Annotated in this window: 15 protein-coding genes; 11 read left to right on the top strand and 4 right to left on the bottom strand. The window is 66.8% G+C overall.

What is annotated here, in order from left to right:
• Window positions 1-29: 29 nt before the first annotated feature.
• Window positions 30-1,166: a branched-chain amino acid ABC transporter substrate-binding protein gene (locus DPV74_RS29595; protein ID WP_021159308.1), complete on the bottom strand. Its 1,137-nt coding sequence runs from the start codon at window positions 1,164-1,166 to the stop codon at window positions 30-32.
• A gap of 638 nt (window positions 1,167-1,804) precedes the next feature.
• Here DPV74_RS29595 and DPV74_RS29590 point away from each other — a divergent pair.
• A complete protein-coding gene (locus DPV74_RS29590; RefSeq protein ID WP_119338471.1) occupies window positions 1,805-2,599 on the top strand; it encodes an AraC family transcriptional regulator in 795 nt (264 codons plus the stop codon).
• 78 nt (window positions 2,600-2,677) lie between these two features.
• Here DPV74_RS29590 and DPV74_RS29585 read toward each other — a convergent pair whose 3' ends face one another.
• Window positions 2,678-2,941 carry a hypothetical protein gene (locus DPV74_RS29585; RefSeq protein ID WP_021159311.1) on the bottom strand — a complete coding sequence of 88 codons (264 nt, stop codon included), beginning with the start codon at window positions 2,939-2,941 and terminating at the stop codon, window positions 2,678-2,680.
• Window positions 2,942-3,229: 288 nt separating this feature from the next.
• Window positions 3,230-5,122 carry a bifunctional sugar phosphate isomerase/epimerase/4-hydroxyphenylpyruvate dioxygenase family protein gene (locus tag DPV74_RS29580; protein ID WP_119338470.1) on the bottom strand — a complete coding sequence of 631 codons (1,893 nt, stop codon included), beginning with the start codon at window positions 5,120-5,122 and terminating at the stop codon, window positions 3,230-3,232.
• A gap of 257 nt (window positions 5,123-5,379) precedes the next feature.
• Here DPV74_RS29580 and aroQ point away from each other — a divergent pair, with 257 nt between their 5' ends.
• From aroQ to DPV74_RS29565, 3 genes are read left to right on the top strand one after another with little or no spacing between them, the layout of a single operon-like run.
• Window positions 5,380-5,835, top strand: coding sequence for a type II 3-dehydroquinate dehydratase (aroQ, locus tag DPV74_RS29575; RefSeq protein WP_021159313.1), 456 nt, complete (start codon window positions 5,380-5,382; stop codon window positions 5,833-5,835).
• Window positions 5,832-6,686, top strand: a complete 855-nt coding sequence (locus DPV74_RS29570; RefSeq protein WP_060173945.1) for a shikimate dehydrogenase — start codon at window positions 5,832-5,834, stop codon at window positions 6,684-6,686. The genes aroQ and DPV74_RS29570 overlap by 4 nt, the downstream gene beginning before the upstream one ends.
• Window positions 6,687-6,728: 42 nt before the next feature.
• A complete protein-coding gene (locus tag DPV74_RS29565) occupies window positions 6,729-8,069 on the top strand; it encodes an MFS transporter (protein ID WP_060315421.1) in 1,341 nt (446 codons plus the stop codon).
• Window positions 8,070-8,157: 88 nt separating this feature from the next.
• Here DPV74_RS29565 and DPV74_RS29560 read toward each other — a convergent pair whose 3' ends face one another.
• Window positions 8,158-9,267 (bottom strand): 2-aminoethylphosphonate--pyruvate transaminase, encoded by a 1,110-nt coding sequence (locus DPV74_RS29560; protein ID WP_060359302.1) that lies wholly within the window; start codon window positions 9,265-9,267, stop codon window positions 8,158-8,160.
• A 261-nt stretch (window positions 9,268-9,528) separates the two neighbouring features.
• Here DPV74_RS29560 and phnS point away from each other — a divergent pair, with 261 nt between their 5' ends.
• Genes phnS through DPV74_RS29525 form a run of 7 tightly spaced genes read left to right on the top strand, consistent with a single transcriptional unit; the run spans window position 9,529 to window position 16,814 of the window.
• Complete coding sequence (phnS, locus tag DPV74_RS29555) at window positions 9,529-10,617, top strand: 2-aminoethylphosphonate ABC transporter substrate-binding protein (protein ID WP_027790513.1); 1,089 nt, start codon at window positions 9,529-9,531, stop codon at window positions 10,615-10,617.
• Window positions 10,618-10,651: 34 nt separating this feature from the next.
• Window positions 10,652-11,755: a 2-aminoethylphosphonate ABC transport system ATP-binding subunit PhnT gene (phnT, locus tag DPV74_RS29550; RefSeq protein ID WP_119338469.1), complete on the top strand. Its 1,104-nt coding sequence runs from the start codon at window positions 10,652-10,654 to the stop codon at window positions 11,753-11,755.
• On the top strand, window positions 11,733-12,653 hold the full coding sequence (gene phnU, locus DPV74_RS29545; RefSeq protein WP_119338468.1) for a 2-aminoethylphosphonate ABC transporter permease subunit: 921 nt from the start codon (window positions 11,733-11,735) through the stop codon (window positions 12,651-12,653). The genes phnT and phnU overlap by 23 nt, the downstream gene beginning before the upstream one ends.
• Window positions 12,643-13,503, top strand: a complete 861-nt coding sequence (phnV, locus tag DPV74_RS29540; RefSeq protein ID WP_059695334.1) for a 2-aminoethylphosphonate ABC transport system, membrane component PhnV — start codon at window positions 12,643-12,645, stop codon at window positions 13,501-13,503. Before phnU ends, phnV begins: the two co-directional genes overlap by 11 nt.
• Window positions 13,500-14,807, top strand: a complete 1,308-nt coding sequence (phnA, locus tag DPV74_RS29535; protein ID WP_059684194.1) for a phosphonoacetate hydrolase — start codon at window positions 13,500-13,502, stop codon at window positions 14,805-14,807. The genes phnV and phnA overlap by 4 nt, the downstream gene beginning before the upstream one ends.
• Window positions 14,804-16,258: a phosphonoacetaldehyde dehydrogenase gene (gene phnY, locus DPV74_RS29530; protein WP_119338467.1), complete on the top strand. Its 1,455-nt coding sequence runs from the start codon at window positions 14,804-14,806 to the stop codon at window positions 16,256-16,258. The genes phnA and phnY overlap by 4 nt, the downstream gene beginning before the upstream one ends.
• Before the next feature lie 4 nt (window positions 16,259-16,262).
• Window positions 16,263-16,814: a phosphonate degradation HD-domain oxygenase gene (locus tag DPV74_RS29525; protein WP_119338466.1), complete on the top strand. Its 552-nt coding sequence runs from the start codon at window positions 16,263-16,265 to the stop codon at window positions 16,812-16,814.
• Window positions 16,815-17,245 lie beyond the last annotated feature (431 nt).

Raw genomic sequence — 17,245 nt, 5'->3', positions numbered from 1 at the left:
CGACGCGCCGCGCGGGGCCGGGTTGCGTATCAGTTGCCGGCGATCGTATCGACCGGCTTGAACGTGCCGCGCTCGACCTTGTAGATCGTCACCGGCGCATCCTTCAGGTCGCCCTTCGCGTCGTACGCGATGCTCGGGGCCGACACGCCCTTGACCGACACCTTGCCGAGATACGGCGTGTACACCTTCGGGTCGGTCGAGTTCGCGTCCTTCATCGCGGTGAGCAGCGCGATCGTGCCGTCGTACGAGTACGGCGAGTAGGTGATCACGTCTTCGTTGAAGCGGGCCTTGTAGCGTGCCGCGTAACCGGCGAAGCCCGGCATCTTCTCCTTCGGCAGCCCGCCCATGTAGACGATCGCGCCTTCGGCCGCGTCGCCGCCGACCTTCAGGAACGTCGGCGAGCGCGACATCTCGCCCGTCACGAACGCCGACTTCATCCCGAGCTGGCGCATCTTGCGGATCATCGGCGACGATTGCGCGTCGCCGCCGCCGTAGAAGATCGCGTCCGGGTTCATCCCCTTGAGGTTGGTCAGGATCGCGGAGAAATCGAGCGCCTTGTCGTTCGTGAAGTCGCGCTTGATGATCGTGCCGCCCGCCGCCTCGACGGCTTTCGCGAATTCGTCGGCGATGCCCTGGCCGTAGGCCGTGCGGTCGTCGATGATCGCGATGCGCTTGAAGCGCAGCGTCTTCACCGCGTACGTGCCGACGATGCGGCCCGCTTGCGCGTCGCTCGTCAGCAGCCGGTAGGTCGTCTTGTAGCCGCGCGCGGTGTATTGCGGCGACGTGGCCATCGAGATCTGCGGCAGCCCCGCGCGATCGTACAGGTCGGACGCGGGAATGCTCGTGCCCGAGTTGAAGTGCCCGATGATCCCGCGGACGTTGTCGTCGATCAGCCGCTGAGCGACGGTCGTGCCCGTGCGCGGGTCGGCCTGGTCGTCCTGCGAATCGAGCTGGAACGTGACGGGCTTGCCGCCGATCGTCGGACGCGTCGCGTTGAAATCGGCGATCGCGAGCTGCACGCCCTTCTGCATGTCCGTGCCGTAGTTCGACTGCGGGCCGGTCAGCGGTGCGGCGAAACCGATCTTGACGACGTCGGCGGCAATGGCGTGCGCGCCCGACAGTGCGCAGGCAGCGGCCAGCGCGACGTGCGATACCTTCAGCTTCACTTTCACTTCCCCTTGATGGCGTGGTTGGGCCGCCGCCGGCTGGCGGGCCGGCACCGGTAAACCGGGCGAGACGGTTCGGTCGGCAGGCCGATGCGAGGGCCGTGCGTGCTTGCCGCGTGCTGCCCGGGCTGTGCCGGAATCGGCGCGTGTGGTGGCCGATGCCGCAGGCCCTGCACGCCGGTCGCTGCCGCGGCGGAAGATCGTCTCGTGACCGTGAAGCGAAGTCTAGACAGCGAAAATGCGTGCGTCTTGCGCGTTCGGTGCGCGGCCGGCGACGATATCGGCATATCGTCGATAACCCTGATATATGCCGAAATCGTCATGCCGAATGCGCAAACGCGCCAAGACGCTGTACGGTTGCATTTTTATGCTGGCGAGTTCGAGCACGCGGTGCCGGTGCGCCGGTGAGCCTGTGCGCTCGTGGCAGGTCGGCATCGGCGCATGCGGATTTGCGGCCGGCCGCCGCATGCGCGGCGCAGTGGTTGTGCATGCAACGTATGTTGCGTGTCGAAGCCGGTCGGCCGACGGCGCGACGTGACGGCTGCCGCCAGCTTGCCCGCCCTTGCGATCGGCGCGACGCGATCGGAGGGGCGCTTCTATAATCGACGCCATCTGCCACTCGCATTGCGGTTGCCGGGATGACGACCTTGCCAGCCGTACCGCCCATGAGCCTGTCCGATACGTTGCGCTACCAGCCCGACAACGCCGATCTCGGCGCGATGCTCGCGCACTTCCGCCTGCTCGAACCGGTGTTCGATGCGCTGCCGGACGTCGCATTCTTCGTGAAGGACGCGAACGGCCGCTACGCGCTCGTCAACCGCACGCTGGCGATGCGCTGCGGCTACAAGGACAAGCGTGACCTGCTCGGCAAGACGGCCGACGAAGTGTTTCCGCGCCGCTTCGGCCGCAGCTATTTCGAGCAGGACATGGCGACGATCAACGCGGGCCAGCAACTGATGGACCAGCTCGAGCTGCACCTGTATCCGGGCCGCCAGCCGGGCTGGTGCCTGACCTGCAAGGAGCCGCTGCGCGATGCCGCAGGCAGGGTGGTCGGCCTCGCGGGCATCTCGCGCGACCTGAAGGCGCACGAGGGATCGCACCCGGCGTACAGCCGGCTCGCCGACGTGGTCCAGCACATCCAGGATCACTACGTACAGCCGCTGAACCTGAAGCAGCTCGCGCAGATGGCCGGGATGTCGGTCGCGCAGCTCGAGCGCTACTTCCACAAGGTGTTCCACCTGACGCCGCGCCAGGTGCTGCTGAAGACGCGGCTGGATGCGGCCACCGCGCTGCTGGTCACGCACGACAAGGTGACCGACGTCGCGGCGCTATGCGGCTATACGGATCACAGCGCGTTCACGCGCCAGTTCAAGGCGACGGTCGGCGTGACGCCGACGGAATACCGGTTGATGCTGCAGGAGCGGGCGGGGTGACGCGACACGTCGAACGGGTCGGCGAGTCGCAGGGATCGGGGCGATACGGGGAAACGGTGAAGCGGTGAAAACCGCGGCTCAGCGGTAGCCGAGCCCTTTCAGGACGGCGGTGCCGTTTTCGGTCAGCCGGAAGCTGGGGGCCGTATCGGCGTCGAGCTTGACCATCTCGACGAGGCCGGCTTCCTGCAGCGCAGGCAGTTCGGGTTTGGCGTTCGCGCCGATCGGTGCGTGCAGCAGCACGAGCAGCGTCGCGATTTCATGATGACTGAGCAGGCGGCGCAGCATCGTCTTCTTTGCAGGGGGCGCGGCCGGGCGGCCCGCGGGTGCTTCTACGGCGCTCATCGCTTTCCTCCTTTTCGAGATAACTATCGGGTACTGGTTGCGGATGGTGCCGTCGAAGACTTAAGCGATTCTTAAAACTGCGGCCGCGGACCGGATGCTGCGCTGCGGTACGGGTTACGGGATGTAACGTGAGACGGGCGCGGTTCCCGGCCCGATCGCGGCAAGCCGCGCGGGCGGGTGCGCTGCCGCGCGATTCACCGCGATGGTGCGCGCGGGATGCGGCCCTTTGAGTCAGCTGCGGGGCAGCGAATGTGATTCGGCCCCGAAATCCAGGTTCGTCTCTTTCTCTTATTTCCTGTGCTGCGCCTGCGCGGCCAGGCGCACGGCTGCGTTTGCCGCCCCGTAGCCGTCGTATCCGCCGCGCCGCTCGACGATCTCGAGCGAGAAGCGGTTGTCGACCAGTTCTGTATACGCGTGCAGGAATTCGCCGCCGTGCTCGTCGCGGTCGTACAGCAGGTGATGCGTGCTCAGCGTGTCGATCAACTCGTCCGGCAGCGCGTAGCGTGCGGCGAGATCGTCGTAGTAGTTCGGCGGAATGCGCAGGAACGGAATGCCGTCCGCCGCGAACGCGGCGATCGTCTTCACGATGTCGTCCGTGCGGAACGCGACGTGGTTCAGCCCCGTGCCGTGGTAGCGGTCGAGCGATTCGGCGACCGCCGTGTGCCGGTCGACCGACGCGTTCAGCGCGATCCGCACCGAACCGTCGGCGCTGCGCACGGCGCGGCTGCGCATCAGCCCGTACGGGTCGGGCACGAGCCAGCTGCGTTCGGCCTCGAAGCCGAATGCCGTCTTGAAGAACAGGATCCACGTATCGAGCGCGTCGGCCGGCAGTGCCAGGCACACGTGATCGATACCCGTCAGCGGGCCGACCTCGCTCGGGCCGTCGATGTCGGTCAGCACGAAGTCCGATTCATACAGCGTCGGCGCGTTCGGCGCTTCGTCGACGAAATACTCGAGGCTGCCGTCCGGCGCCTGCACGCTCGGCAGCACGCGTTCGTTCGGCCCGACGCGGCCGGAGAACGGCGCATAGCCGAAACCGGCCGCACGCTCGAACGCCACTTTCGCGTCGTCGACGCGGAATGCCGAAGCACACAGCGACAGCCCGTGCTGCTGGAAGAACGCATCGGCGAACGAGTCGCGTTCCGCGTTCAGCACGATCGACGCGGCGCCGTGCTGGAACAGCGTCACGTCCTTCGACCGATGCCGGCCCGCGAGCCGGAAGCGCATCCGGCCGAGCCATTCGCCGACGGTTGCCGCGGCCTGTGCGTCGACCGCGAATTCGATGAACTGGAACCCGACATGCGCGGGCGGCGCCGGCGGCGCGAACAGCGGCTGGCTGGCGGCCGGCGCGCGGCCGTCCCGCGCGAGCTGCTCGCGTGTCAGTTCTTCCAGGTAGAGCAGCGAGCGATGGCCGTCGGCGGCCGTGATCGCGGTCGGCGCCGCGCGGAAGCCGTCGTTGAAGATCTCGAGCGACAGCGGCCCCGTGTAGCCCGATTCGATCACGCGCGCGGTGAAGCGCGCGAGGTCGAAGTCGCCCTGCCCCGGGAACGAGCGGAAATGGCGGCTCCATTCGAGTACGTCCATCGCGAGCTTCGGCGCATCGGCGATCTGCACGAACGCGATCCGGTCGCCGGGGATGTCGGCGATCGCGTCCGGAGAATCGTCGAGCGACAGCGTATGGAAGCTGTCGAGCGCAAGGCCGAGGTGCGGGCTGTTCACGGCATTCACGAGTTTCCACGCATGGCCGTACCGCTTCACGACTCGGCCCCACGCGAGCGCTTCGTACGCGGCGACCACGCCGGCTTGCCGCGCGGCTTCCGCGAGCGCGCCGAGCTGGTCGACGAGCAGCCCGTCGTCGGCGCTCGTGTCGGCCGACACGTTGCTGCACACCAGGATGCGGTCGGTGCCGAGCGCATGCATGACGTCGAACTTGCGCTTGATGCGATCGAGGTTGCGGGTGAGCTGGGCTGCGCTCACGCCCTCGAAGTCACGAAACGGCTGGAACAGCACGATGTCGAGGCCGAGATCGGCGGCCATGCGCCGGACGTCGGCCGGCGATCCGTCGAAGTAGACGAGGTCGTTTTCGAAGATTTCGACGCTGTCGAAGCCGGCGGCCTTGATGGCGGCGAGCTTCCCGGCGAGCGTGCCGGACAGTGACACGGTGGCGATCGAGCGCTTCATGGGCGAATCCTGCGGATGAGCGGGGCACGGCGCCGATCGAATCGACCCTGAATGAACCAGTCGTTGAATTAACGACGAACGCCATATCCCGAATTTACTGGGTTAGTGATGCGTATTGTACAAACTAACTAGGTGGTACAAATTAGCGAAAACCCGAAAAGACATTGCGCTTTCGCAAGCGCACACTAGCGCCAAATCTTGACGTCAGGGGGCGACGTCGGCTAGCGATGCGCCCCCGTTTTAGGAGCAGAAACACCATGAGCAAGCCCAAGGTGCTGGTGCTGAACGGCCCGAACCTGAATCTGCTGGGGACGCGCGAGCCCCATATCTACGGCGCGGAAACGCTCGCCGACGTCGAGCAGCGCTGCCGTACGGCCGCTGAAGCGCTCGGGCTGGAAATCGACTTCCGCCAGTCGAACGCCGAGCATCAGCTGATCGACTGGCTGCACGCCGCGCGTCACGATACGCACGGCATCGTGATCAACCCGGCTGCCTATACGCATACGTCGGTGGCGCTGGCCGACGCGCTTTCCGCGATCGCGAAGCCGGTGATCGAAGTTCATATCTCGAACGTGCATCGTCGCGAGGCGTTCCGTCACCATTCCTATGTGTCGGCGGTTGCCGAAGCCGTGATCTGCGGCTGCGGCACCGAAGGCTACGTGTTCGCGCTGCAGCGTCTGGCGACGCTGTTCGCGCAGGGAGCCGCGCGATGAGCCGCCCGTCGTTTCTGATCGGCCTGATCGGCCAGGGCATCGGCGGTTCGCTGTCGCCCGCGATGCACGAGGAAGAAGGTTTCCGCCAGGGGTTCGGCTATGTCTACCGGCGGATCGACCTCGACGTGCTCGGCGTGACCGTCGACGCACTGCCGCAACTGCTCGATGCCGCGCAGCGGATGGGCTACAACGGCCTGAACATCACGCACCCGTGCAAGCAGCGCGTGATCGAGCACCTCGACGCGCTGTCGGACGATGCGCGTGCGCTCGGCGCGGTGAACACCGTGTTGTTCAAGGACGGCAAGCGGATCGGCCACAACACCGACTGGTCGGGCTTCGCGAAATCGTTCCGCCGCGGGTTGCCCGACGCGTCGCTCGAACGCGTCGTCCAGCTTGGCGCGGGCGGCGCGGGCGCGGCCGTGGCGCACGCCGCGCTGCAGATGGGCGCGGCCGAACTGACGATTTTCGATGTCGACGGCACGCGAGCCGCCGCCCTCGCGGCTGAACTGCAGCAACGCTTCCCCGCGGCACGGGTTGTGCAGGGCGGTGATCTCGCGGACGCGATGCGCACCGCGACGGGCCTGATCCACGCAACGCCGACAGGCATGGCCAAGCATCCGGGCCTGCCGCTGCCGGCCGAGCTGCTCCACGCGGGCATGTGGGTGGCCGACATCGTGTATTTCCCGCTCGAAACCGAACTGGTCCGCGCCGCGCGCGCGGCCGGCTGCGCGACGCTGCCGGGAGGCGGGATGGCCGTGTACCAGGCCGTCGATGCGTTCGAGATCTTCACCGGACGAACGCCGGACGACGAACGGATGTTCGAACACTTTCAGTCGCTGGTCGCACGCTGACCCTTCTACCGACTAGCTGAAAAAAGAGATCAGGAGACAATCATGCAGCACACCACCCACTCGAACGCCGCGCCCGCGGCGGCCGGCACGGTCCGGCGCACCTCGGCGCGCTACAAGATTCTCGCGCTGCTCGCGATCGGCACGATGATCAACTATCTCGACCGCACCGTGCTGGGGGTGGCTGCACCGCAGCTCACCAAGGAGCTCGGCATCAATGCGGCCGTGATGGGCATCATGTTCTCCGCGTTTTCGTGGACGTACGTCGCGATGCAGGTGCCCGGCGGCCTGTTCCTCGACCGCTTCGGCAGCAAGATCACCTATTACTGGTCGATGACGCTGTGGTCGCTTTGCACGTTCCTGCAGGGCTTCGTGCCGGGCATCGCGACGCTGCTCGCATGCCGGCTCGGGCTCGGCGTGACGGAGGCGCCGTGCTTCCCGACCAACAGCCGGGTCGTGGCGACGTGGTTCCCGCAGAACGAGCGCGCGATGGCGACCGGTACGTATACGGTCGGCGAGTACATCGGCCTCGCGTTCTTCAGCCCGGTGCTGTTCGCGCTGATGGGCGCGTTCGGCTGGCGCTCGCTGTTCTGGGTCGTCGGCGCGATCGGCATCGCGTTCGGCCTGGTCTGGTGGAAGTTCTATCATGAGCCGCGCAACCATCCGGGCGCCAACTCCGAGGAGCTTGCGTATATCGAGGCGGGCGGCGGTCTCGTGCACAGTGCACGCAAGGACGGCGACAAAGGCGCCAAGGGCGCGCAGAAGAAGTTCAGCTGGGCGATGGCCGGCAAGCTGCTGAAGAAGCGTCAGCTCGCGGGTATCTGTCTCGGCCAGTTCGCCGGCAACTCGACGCTGGTGTTCTTCCTGACCTGGTTCCCGACCTACCTCGCCACCGAGCGCCACATGGGCTGGCTGAAGATCGGCTTCTTCGCGGTGATGCCGTTCATCGCCGCGTCGGTCGGCGTGATGTTCGGCGGGATCTTCTCCGACTGGCTGCTGCGCCGCGGCAAGTCCGCGAACCTCGCGCGCAAGCTGCCGATCATCGCGGGCCTGCTGCTCGCGTCGACGATCATTCTCGCGAACTACGTGCAGAGCAACGAAGCCGTGATCGCGATCATGTCGGTCGCATTCTTCGCGCAGGGGATGGCCGCGCTCGGCTGGACGCTCGTGTCCGACATCGCGCCGGACGGCCTGCTCGGCGTGACCGGCGGCATCTTCAACTTCGCGGCGAACCTGGCCGGCATCATCACGCCGCTCGTCGTCGGCTTCATCGTCGCATCGACCGGCTCGTTCGTCGGCGCGCTCGTGTTCATCGGCGTGATCGCGCTGATCGGTGCGCTGTCTTACATCTTCGTCGTCGGCGACATCAAGCGGATCGAACTGTAAGCATCGCCTCCACGCGCATCCTGTGCGTTCGCCCGGCGGCCGGTAGGCCGCCGGGCTTTTTTGTCGGCGCGACGCGCTGCGCGCACCCTTATGCGTGCTGCACCGCGATACCGAGCGATTCGACCGCCTGCGCGATCGCCGCGACCGCGCGCCGGATATCGTTGGCGTCGATCGCACCGATGCAGCCGACGCGGAACGTCTCGAGCTGCGTGAGCTTGCCCGGGTACAGGATGAAGCCGGCATCGCGCACGGCGTCGTAGAAGCGGCGGAAATCGTAGGCCGGGTGGTCGGGCGCGTGGAACGTGACGATCACCGGCGCCTGCACGTTCGCATCGAGGAACGGCGCGAAGCCGAGCGCGCGCATCGATTCGACCAGCGCCCGGCAGTTGTCCGCGTAGCGCGCACCGCGCGCCGGCTGGCCGCCTTCGGCGAGATACTGGTCGAGCGCGGCGCGCAGCGCGGCGATCACGTGCGTCGGCGGCGTGAAGCGCCACTGGCCTGTCTTGCGCAGGTATGCGTACTGATCGTGGAGATCGAGCGCCAGCGACGGCGAATTGCCTTCGCCGGCCTCGAGCGCATCGCGCCGCACGATCGCGAACCCCATCCCCGGCACGCCTTCGAGACATTTGCCGCTTGCCGAGATCAGCGCATCGATGCCGCTGCCTGCCAGCGCGATCGGCAGCGCGCCGAACGAGCTCATCGCGTCGACGATCAGCCGCTTGCCGTGGCGTCGGCACACGGCGGCGATGTCGTCGAGCGGGTTCAGGATGCCGGCGCTCGTTTCCAGATGTACCTGCGCGACGTGCGTGATGCGCGGCTCGCGCGCGAACGCGGCTTCGATCGCGGCCGGATCGACGGCCGCATCCTCGCCGAACGGCAAAGCGATCGCTTCGATACCGAGCCGGCCGAGGATCTTCAGGATGCGCGCGCAATACGCGCCGTTGTCGGGCACCAGCACGACGCCGTCGCGCGGCACCAGCGTACCGAGCGCGGCTTCGACCGAGAACGTGCCGCTGCCCTGCATCGGTACGCACACGTACTCGTCGCCGCCATGCGCAATGGCGACGAGGTCCGCGCAGACGCTGGCCGTCAGTTGATTGAACGCGGCATCCCACGAGCCCCAGTCATGTTGCATTGCGTGGCGGGTTGTGGCGGACGTGGTGAGCGGGCCGGGCGTAAGAAGAATCGGATCGGACATGGTTTTTCCTTGCAAAGGTCGGAAAGAAACGCCGGGCGGCATTTCTGAATGGACTTGCATGATATTGGCAAAATGTGTCATTTTTTGGAAATTGTGGCATTCGTCACGGGTTTGTCATCGAACGCTGTGATCCTTCGCTTGCCGCGAGAAACCTGACCTCGGCGCGGCGGCGAGGCAGGCCGTTGATCGGCCTTGCCCGGAGATAACAGGAGAGCCGGATCGTGCCCCGGCCATTTGGTGTTCCGCCTACGGAGAAGTGAGATGACACTGCAGAATTCCTCGCGCGCCGCTGCCGGCGCGTTCCGCAAGCTTGCACTGGCCGCCGCCGTCGCCGGTCTGATGGGCGCCGCGTTGCCCGTGCATGCGGCGAGCGCGGTCGTGCTGTACACGGCAGACGGTCTCGAGAACCTCTATCGCGATGTGCTGCCGGCGTTCGAGAAGAAGGAAGGCGTCAAGGTCAACATCGTGACGGCGGGCAGCGGCGAAGTCGTCAACCGCGCGAACATCGAGAAGAATTCCCCGAAGGCCGACGTGATCGTCACGCTGCCGCCTTTCATTCAGCAAGCCGGCCAGATGGGCCTGCTGCAGGCGTACCAGAGCGTGAACTACAAGAACGTGCCGACGATCGCGAAGGCGGAAGACGGCACGTGGGCGACGTTCGTGAACAACTACTTCTCGTTCGCGATCAACCCGGACGTCGTGAAGAGCCAGCCGAAGACGTTCGCCGACCTGCTGTCGCCGAGCTATGCCGGCAAGGTCGCGTACTCGAACCCGGCCACGGCCGGCGACGGGATGGCCGTGCTGATCCTGACGACGTCGCTGATGGGCGAGGACAAGGCGTTCGACTACCTCGCGAAACTGTCGCAGAGCGTGAAGTTCCACACGAAGGGCACGGGCTACCTGAACGTGCTGCTGTCGCGTAACGAGATCAGCGTCGCGAACGGCGACCTGCAGATGGACCTCGACGATGCCGAACACGGCGCGCTGTCCGTCAAGCCGATCTTCCTGGCCGCGAAGGACGGCGACCAGCCGACCACGTTCCAGCTCCCGTACGGCATCGGCCTGATCAAGAGCGGCCCGAACCAGGACGCCGGCAAGAAGCTGATCGACTACCTGATGTCGACGGAAGTGCAGTCGAAGGTGCCGGACATGTACGGCATCCCGGGCCGCACGGACGTGCCGCTGGCCGGCAAGAACGGCGAAGCGGTCAAGAAGGCGATCGCGGGCGTGAAGCTGATCCCGGTCGACTGGACCCAGGTGATGGCGAAGAAGCCGGTGTGGATCGAGCGCTGGAAGAAGGACGTGATCGGCAGCTCGGGCAAGCAGCTCGACGTCGTCAAGCCGAAGTGATCGGCGCCCGCCGCCTGTATTCGTGAGCAAGAGGATGAACCCGGTGGAAACCACCCTGACCCATCCCGGCGCATTCGGCGCCGCCGAACCGCGAGCAATGCTGCGGTCCGGCGCGCCGGGCGGCGTGCAGGTCGAACACCTGAGCGTGCGCTACGGCGCGCGCACGGTGCTGGAAGATCTGTCGCTGTCGATCGGTGCCGGTGAATTTCTGACCGTGCTCGGCAAGAGCGGCTGCGGCAAGACCACGCTGCTGCGCTTCATCGCCGGGTTCGTGAAGGCCGACGGCCTGACCGGCACGCTGACCGTTGCCGGACGCGACCTGACCTACGCGCCGCCGCACAAGCGCAATCTCGGTCTGCTGTTCCAGAATTACGCGCTGTTCCCGCACCTGTCGGTGTTCGAGAACGTCGCCTTCGGGCTGCGCGCGCGCGGCATGGCGTCGTCGGAAGTGACGCGCCGTGTCGCCGATGCGCTGAAGCTCGTGCAGCTCGGCGATGCGGGCCACCACCTGCCCGCGCAGTTGTCGGGCGGAATGCAGCAGCGCGTCGCGCTGGCGCGCGCGCTCGTGATCGAGCCGGACGTGCTGCTGCTCGACGAGCCGCTGTCGGCGCTCGACGCCAACCTGCGCGCCTCGGTGCGCAGCGAACTGAAGGCGCTGCACGAGCGCCTGCCGAACCTGACCGTCGTCTGCGTGACCCACGACCGCGACGACGCGCTCGTGCTGTCCGACCGCGCGCTGCTGATGCGCGACGGCCACATCGCGCAGCTCGGCACGCCGCAGCAGCTGTACGACGCGCCGCAGGACGGCTACGTCGCGCGTTATCTCGGCCCGGCGAACCTGCTGCCGCCGCATGTGATCTTTCCGCTCGGCGATCCCCGCCATGAAGTGCGTGGCAAGGTGGCGTGCGTGCGCCCCGAGCGCCTGACCGTGATGCCGCCCGCCGCGGGCGGGCTGCACGGCACGGTGTCGTCTGTCGAATGGCAGGGCGCGGACCTGTCGATCGCGGTCACGATCGATGCGGCGCCCGACGAGCCCGTGCGCGTCACGATGCAACGCGGCCGCGGTGCGGCTCCCGAGCGCGGTGCGCGCGTTTCCCTGCATTGCGAGGCAGACGATGTCGTCCTTATCGAGCCCTGAAGCCGGCCTGCCGCCGCACGTGCTCGCGTCGGCCGCCGCGCACGCCGCCGCCGCGCGGCGCCGCAAGCGCATGGGCGACCTGCACCTCGCCGCGCTCGCGATCGTCGTGCTGGGCCCGCTCGTCGTCTACCCGCTGGTGCGGCTCGTGCTGCTGAGCGTGTCGGGCGACCACGGGCTGGGTTTCGCCGCGTACCGGACGTTCTTCGGTAACCCCGACACCCGCAACGTGCTGTTGACCACGCTCGGCGTGCTGTTCGCGAGCGCCGGCACCGCGTCGGTACTCGGTGTGCTGCTGGCCGCGCTGCTGTTCTTCAACCCGTTTCCGGGCGCGTCGCTCGTCACGCGCTTCCTGGAGCTGTACGTCGCGTTTCCGTCGTTCCTCGTCGCGTTCACGCTGATCTTCCTGTACGGCTCGCAAGGCTCGATCAGCATCGCGCTGCAGCACCTGTTTCATCTCGAAAATGCGCCGCTCGATTTCCTGTTCGGCATCGGCGGCGTGATTCTCGCGCAGACCGTGTTCTATACGCCGTTCGTCGTGCGGCCGACGCTCGCATCGTTCGCGACGCTCGATTTGCGGCTGATCGAAGCCGCGCGCAGCCTCGGCGCTTCCGGCTGGATGCTCGCCCGCCGCGTCGTGCTGCCGATCGCGTGGCCGGGCATCGCCGCCGGCACCGTGCTGTGCTTCCTGCTGACGCTGAACGAATTCGGGATTCTGCTCGTGCTCGGCAGCGCGCGGCTCGTCACGCTGCCGGTCGCGATCTACAGCAGCGCGACCGTCGACCTCGACCTGCCGACCGCGTCGGCCGGCGCGGTGGTGATGCTCGCGTTGTCGCTGGCGCTGTATGCGGTTTATCGCCGGGTGAACCGGCGCGCGACGGGAGGGAACGATGTCCGCTGAATTCCGTATCGGGCAAGCCGTGCCGCGCCGCCAGATCGGCTGGGGCGACACGGTGCTCAAGCATGCATCGCGCGCGGCGCTCGCGCTGGCCGCGTTCGCGTGCTTCTGGTTGTTCGTGTTGCCGGTCATCGTCGTCGCGCTGTCGAGCGTGTCGACGCAGTGGTCGGGCACGATCTTGCCGGCCGGTTACAGCCTGCGCTGGTTCGAGCGGCTCGGGTCGCCGGAATACGACGCGCTGCTGACGAGCCTCGAAATCGGCTTCGGCGTGTCGGCGGTCGGCACGGTCCTCGGACTGTGGCTCGCGCTGGCGCTTGAAGGGCGCGACCGGCGCGGCCTCGGCGCGGTGGTCGATGCCCTCGTGATGGTGCCGAACGGCGTGCCGAGCGTCGTGCTCGGGCTCGCGGTGCTGATCGCGTATCACCAGAAGCCGGTCGACCTGTCGAGCTCGGCGGCTATCGTCGTGCTCGTGCAGCTCGCGCTGATCTTGCCGTTCTGCTATCGCTGCGCGGCCGCGGCGCTGCGTCCGGAGCTGACCGTGCTGCGCGAAGCGGCGGCGAGCCTCGGCGCGCCGCCCGCGATGGTGCTGCGCCGCGTGCTGCTGCCGCAGCTGGTGCCGGCGCTGCGCGCGAGCCTCGCACTCGGCTTCGCGCTGTCGCTCGGCGAGCTCGGTGCGACGCTGACGGTTTATCCGCCCGGCTTCGCGACCGTGCCGATCGTCGTGATCGGCCAGGTGGAGCGGGGGTATTACCTTCCGGCGTCGGCGCTGTCGCTGCTGATGCTGGGCGCGTCGCTCGCGGCGCTGCTGCTGATCGCCGCGCGCGTGCCGCGCGGCAAGCGGGTGGCATCATGAACGCCGCGTTTGCATTGCGCCAACCTGGTGACGCGTCGGCGGCCGGCATCTCGACGGAGCTTGCGGGTCGCTCGGTCGACGTCAACGGCCGGCACTACCGGCTGCCGGTCGAGCCGACCGTCGTCGTCTGCGTCGACGGCTGCGAGTACGACTATCTCGAACGGGCGGTGGAAGCGGGTGTCGCGCCGTTCATCGGCCGGATGATCGCGGAAGGCACGGCCTGGCGCGCCGATTGCGTCGTGCCGACCTTCACCAACCCGAACAACCTGTCGATCGTCTGCGGCGTGCCGCCGTCGGTCCACGGAATCTGCGGCAACTATTTCTGGGACCCGGCCGCCGACGGCGGGCGTGGCGCCGAAGTCATGATGAACGACCCGGCCTATCTGCGGGCCGGCACGCTGCTCGCGGCGGCGTCCGACGCCGGTGCGCGGGTGGCCGTCGTGACGGCGAAGGACAAGCTGCGCCGGCTGCTCGGCTGGCAGATGAACGGCATCTGCTTTTCGGCCGAGAAGGCCGCGCAGGCGAATCTCGCCGAAAACGGGATCGTCGACGTGCTCGACTGGGTGGGCCTGCCGTCGCCGGACGTCTACAGTGCGGCGCTGTCCGAATTCGTGTTCGCGGCCGGCGTGCGGCTTGCGCAGACGCGCCAGGTCGACCTGATGTACCTGTCGACCACCGATTACGTGCAGCACAAGTGCGCGCCGGGCAGTGCCGGCGCGAACGCGTTCTACGCGATGATGGACGGTTATCTCGCGCAGCTCGACGCGCTCGGCTGGGCGATCGGGCTGACGGCCGACCACGGGATGAACGCGAAGCACGATCCTGCGACGGGCCGGCCGAACGTCATCTATCTGCAGGATGCCTTCGACGGGTGGTACGGCGCGCAGGCTGCGCGCGTGATCCTGCCGATCACGGATCCTTATGTCGTGCACCACGGCGCGCTCGGCTCGTTTGCCACGGTCTATCTGGCGCCGGGCGTCGACCGGGCCGAGGCGATGTGGCGCGTCGGCGGCCTCGACGGCGTCGAGCTCGTGCTCGACAACGCGGAAGCCGCGGCACGTTTCGAGCTGCCGGCCGACCGGATCGGCGATCTCGTCGTGATCGGCCGCCGCGACATGACGCTCGGCACGCGCGAGCGCGAACACGATCTGTCGGGCCTCACGGTGCCGCTGCGTTCGCATGGCGGCGTGTCGGAGCAGGAAGTACCGCTGCTGTTCAATCGCCGTATCGAGCCGGTCGATCCTGCGCGTCGCCCGCGCAATTTCGACGTGTTCGATTTCGTGCTGAACCGGGTCGCGACATGATGGCTCACCCCCGCCACGATCACCCGGCGTTTCGCGCGGAGGCGCTGCGCTGGTGCGGCACGCGCGCGACGCGCGAACGCACGCTCGACGTCATGGACCCTTACACGGGCACGCGCGTCGGTACGGTGCCGCTCGCGAGCGTCGACGATGTGCGCGCGGCATTCGACTACGCGATGGCGTACCGGCCGACGCTCACGCGTTACGCGCGTTCGGAGATCCTCGAACGCGCGGCTGCGCTGCTGCGCGAGCGTACCGAGGAAGCGTCCGACCTGATCACGCTCGAGTCAGGGCTGTCGAAACAGGACTCCCGCTACGAGATCGGCCGCGTGGCCGACGTGTTGAAGTTCGCGGCGGTCGAGGCGCTGCGCGACGACGCGCAGAGTTTCTCGTGCGACCTGACGCCCCATGGCAAGGCGCGCCGCGTGTTTTCGCAGCGGCAGCCGCTCGACGGTGTGATCGTCGCGATCACGCCGTTCAATCATCCGATGAACCAGGTGGCGCACAAGATCGCGCCGGCGATCGCGACCAACAACCGCGTGATCGTGAAGCCGTCGGAGAAGGTGCCGCTGTCGGCGCTCTATCTGGCCGACCTGCTGGTTGAAGCCGGTCTGCCGGAGCCGATGCTGCAGGTGCTGACCGGCGATCCGCGCGAGATCGCGGACGAGCTTGTCACGCACCCGCATGCGTCGCTGATCACCTTCACGGGCGGCGTGGCGATCGGCAAGGCGATTGCCGCGCGGGCCGGCTACCGCCGCATCGTGCTGGAACTGGGCGGCAACGATCCGCTGATCGTCCTCGACGATGCCGATCTCGAACGCGCGGCGTCGCTGGCGGTGCTCGGGTCGTATCGGAATTCGGGCCAGCGTTGCACGGCCGTCAAGCGGCTGCTGGTGCAGCGCTCGATCGCGCCCGCCTTCACCGAATTGCTCGTCGAGAAGACGCGCGCATGGAAGTACGGCGATCCGTTCGATCCCGCGAACGAAATGGGCACGGTGATCGACGAGCAAGCGGCGCGGCTGTTCGAGGCGCGGGTCGGGGAGGCGGTCGCGCAGGGCGCGCGGCTGTTGACGGGCAACGTGCGGCGCGGCGCGCTGTATGCGCCGACCGTGCTCGACAACGTCGATCCGTCGATGACGATCGTGCGCGAGGAGACCTTCGGCCCGGTATCGCCGGTGATTGCGTTTGACACGATCGACGACGCGATCCGGATCAGCAACGGGACGGCGTTCGGGCTGTCGTCGGGTATCTGTACGGACAGCACGGCGGCGGTGGTGCGGTTCGTGAACGAGCTGAACGTCGGCACGGTGAATGTATGGGAAGTGCCCGGATACAGGATCGAGCTGTCGCCGTTCGGCGGGATCAAGGACTCGGGGCTCGGATACAAGGAAGGCGTTCAGGAGGCGATGAAGAGTTTCACGAACCTGAAGACGTTTTCGCTGCCTTGGGAGTGAATGAATGGCATTGACGGTGGAAGATGTCCACGGGCTGTATCGCGAGCATGGCCATGTGGCCTATAGCGGTGAACCGGTCACGCAGCTCGAGCATGCATTGCAGAGCGGATTGCTGGCGGAAGAGGCGGGGGCTGATGAGCCGCTGGTCGCGGCGGCGTTCCTGCATGATCTCGGGCATTTGCTGAATCGTCAGGGCGAGACGCCGAGTGCGCGCGGGATCGACGATCTGCACCAGTATTACGTGCTGCCGTTCCTGCGTCCGCTGTTTTCCGACGCGGTGCTGGAGCCGATCCGGCTGCACGTCGACGCAAAGCGCTGCCTGTGCCGCACGGACGCCGGCTACTTCGAGAGCCTGTCGCCGGACTCGGTGCGCAGTCTCGCGCTGCAGGGCGGCATCTTCAGTGAAGAGGAGACGGCGGCGTTCCTGCTGCGCCCGTTCGCGGAGGATGCGCTGCGTCTGCGCCGCTGGGACGATACGGCAAAGGAAGAAGGCAAGGTGACGCCTGATCTCGATCACTATATGGCAATCGTCGCGCGCCAGGTGCGCGCAGGCTGACCGGTTGAGTTGCTTCTATATAAGACCCCGCACGCGACAGCGTGCGGGGTCTTATATTTTTTGAGAAACCCCTTGCGCAGTTCGAAGAGGGTGCTTAGAATCACGCCTCTTTCGCGCTAACGGAAACGCAGCGCGGAAGGGGAAGCAAAGCTGGTGGTGTGCTGCAGTGTCGGGCGCGCGGCTGGCCTGGAAGTTGAGCCCCGCAGTCGCAACGATGTAGTGTAAAAAGTTGTTGACGAGCTGCGAAACACGGTTCATAATCTCGCTTCTCTGCTGCTGAAAACGCGGCGCTGCCGGGAAACACGAAGTTCCTCGCAGATTGCTCTTTAAAAATTAACAGCCGATAAGTGTGGGCGCTTGATGGAAGCGAGCTGATCCTCGGATCAGGTAGCAAAAGTATCAAGAGTCTCACACTAAAGTAAGTCAGGTTT

The organism is Burkholderia sp. HAN2018, from assembly GCF_024704855.1.
Lineage (GTDB): Bacteria > Pseudomonadota > Gammaproteobacteria > Burkholderiales > Burkholderiaceae > Burkholderia > Burkholderia cepacia.
This window is presented reverse-complemented; position numbering and strand designations above follow the sequence as displayed.

Bases quoted from the DNA above. Each gene is read 5' to 3' on its own strand.
- DPV74_RS29590 (WP_119338471.1), top strand. From the start codon at position 1,805: ATGACGACCTTGCCAGCCGTACCGCCCATGAGCCTGTCCGATACGTTG.
- DPV74_RS29585 (WP_021159311.1), bottom strand. From the start codon at position 2,941: ATGAGCGCCGTAGAAGCACCCGCGGGCCGCCCGGCCGCGCCCCCTGCA.
- DPV74_RS29580 (WP_119338470.1), bottom strand. From the start codon at position 5,122: ATGAAGCGCTCGATCGCCACCGTGTCACTGTCCGGCACGCTCGCCGGG.
- aroQ (WP_021159313.1), top strand. From the start codon at position 5,380: ATGAGCAAGCCCAAGGTGCTGGTGCTGAACGGCCCGAACCTGAATCTG.
- DPV74_RS29570 (WP_060173945.1), top strand. From the start codon at position 5,832: ATGAGCCGCCCGTCGTTTCTGATCGGCCTGATCGGCCAGGGCATCGGC.
- DPV74_RS29565 (WP_060315421.1), top strand. From the start codon at position 6,729: ATGCAGCACACCACCCACTCGAACGCCGCGCCCGCGGCGGCCGGCACG.
- DPV74_RS29560 (WP_060359302.1), bottom strand. From the start codon at position 9,267: ATGTCCGATCCGATTCTTCTTACGCCCGGCCCGCTCACCACGTCCGCC.
- phnS (WP_027790513.1), top strand. From the start codon at position 9,529: ATGACACTGCAGAATTCCTCGCGCGCCGCTGCCGGCGCGTTCCGCAAG.
- phnT (WP_119338469.1), top strand. From the start codon at position 10,652: ATGAACCCGGTGGAAACCACCCTGACCCATCCCGGCGCATTCGGCGCC.
- phnU (WP_119338468.1), top strand. From the start codon at position 11,733: ATGTCGTCCTTATCGAGCCCTGAAGCCGGCCTGCCGCCGCACGTGCTC.
- phnV (WP_059695334.1), top strand. From the start codon at position 12,643: ATGTCCGCTGAATTCCGTATCGGGCAAGCCGTGCCGCGCCGCCAGATC.
- phnA (WP_059684194.1), top strand. From the start codon at position 13,500: ATGAACGCCGCGTTTGCATTGCGCCAACCTGGTGACGCGTCGGCGGCC.
- phnY (WP_119338467.1), top strand. From the start codon at position 14,804: ATGATGGCTCACCCCCGCCACGATCACCCGGCGTTTCGCGCGGAGGCG.
- DPV74_RS29525 (WP_119338466.1), top strand. From the start codon at position 16,263: ATGGCATTGACGGTGGAAGATGTCCACGGGCTGTATCGCGAGCATGGC.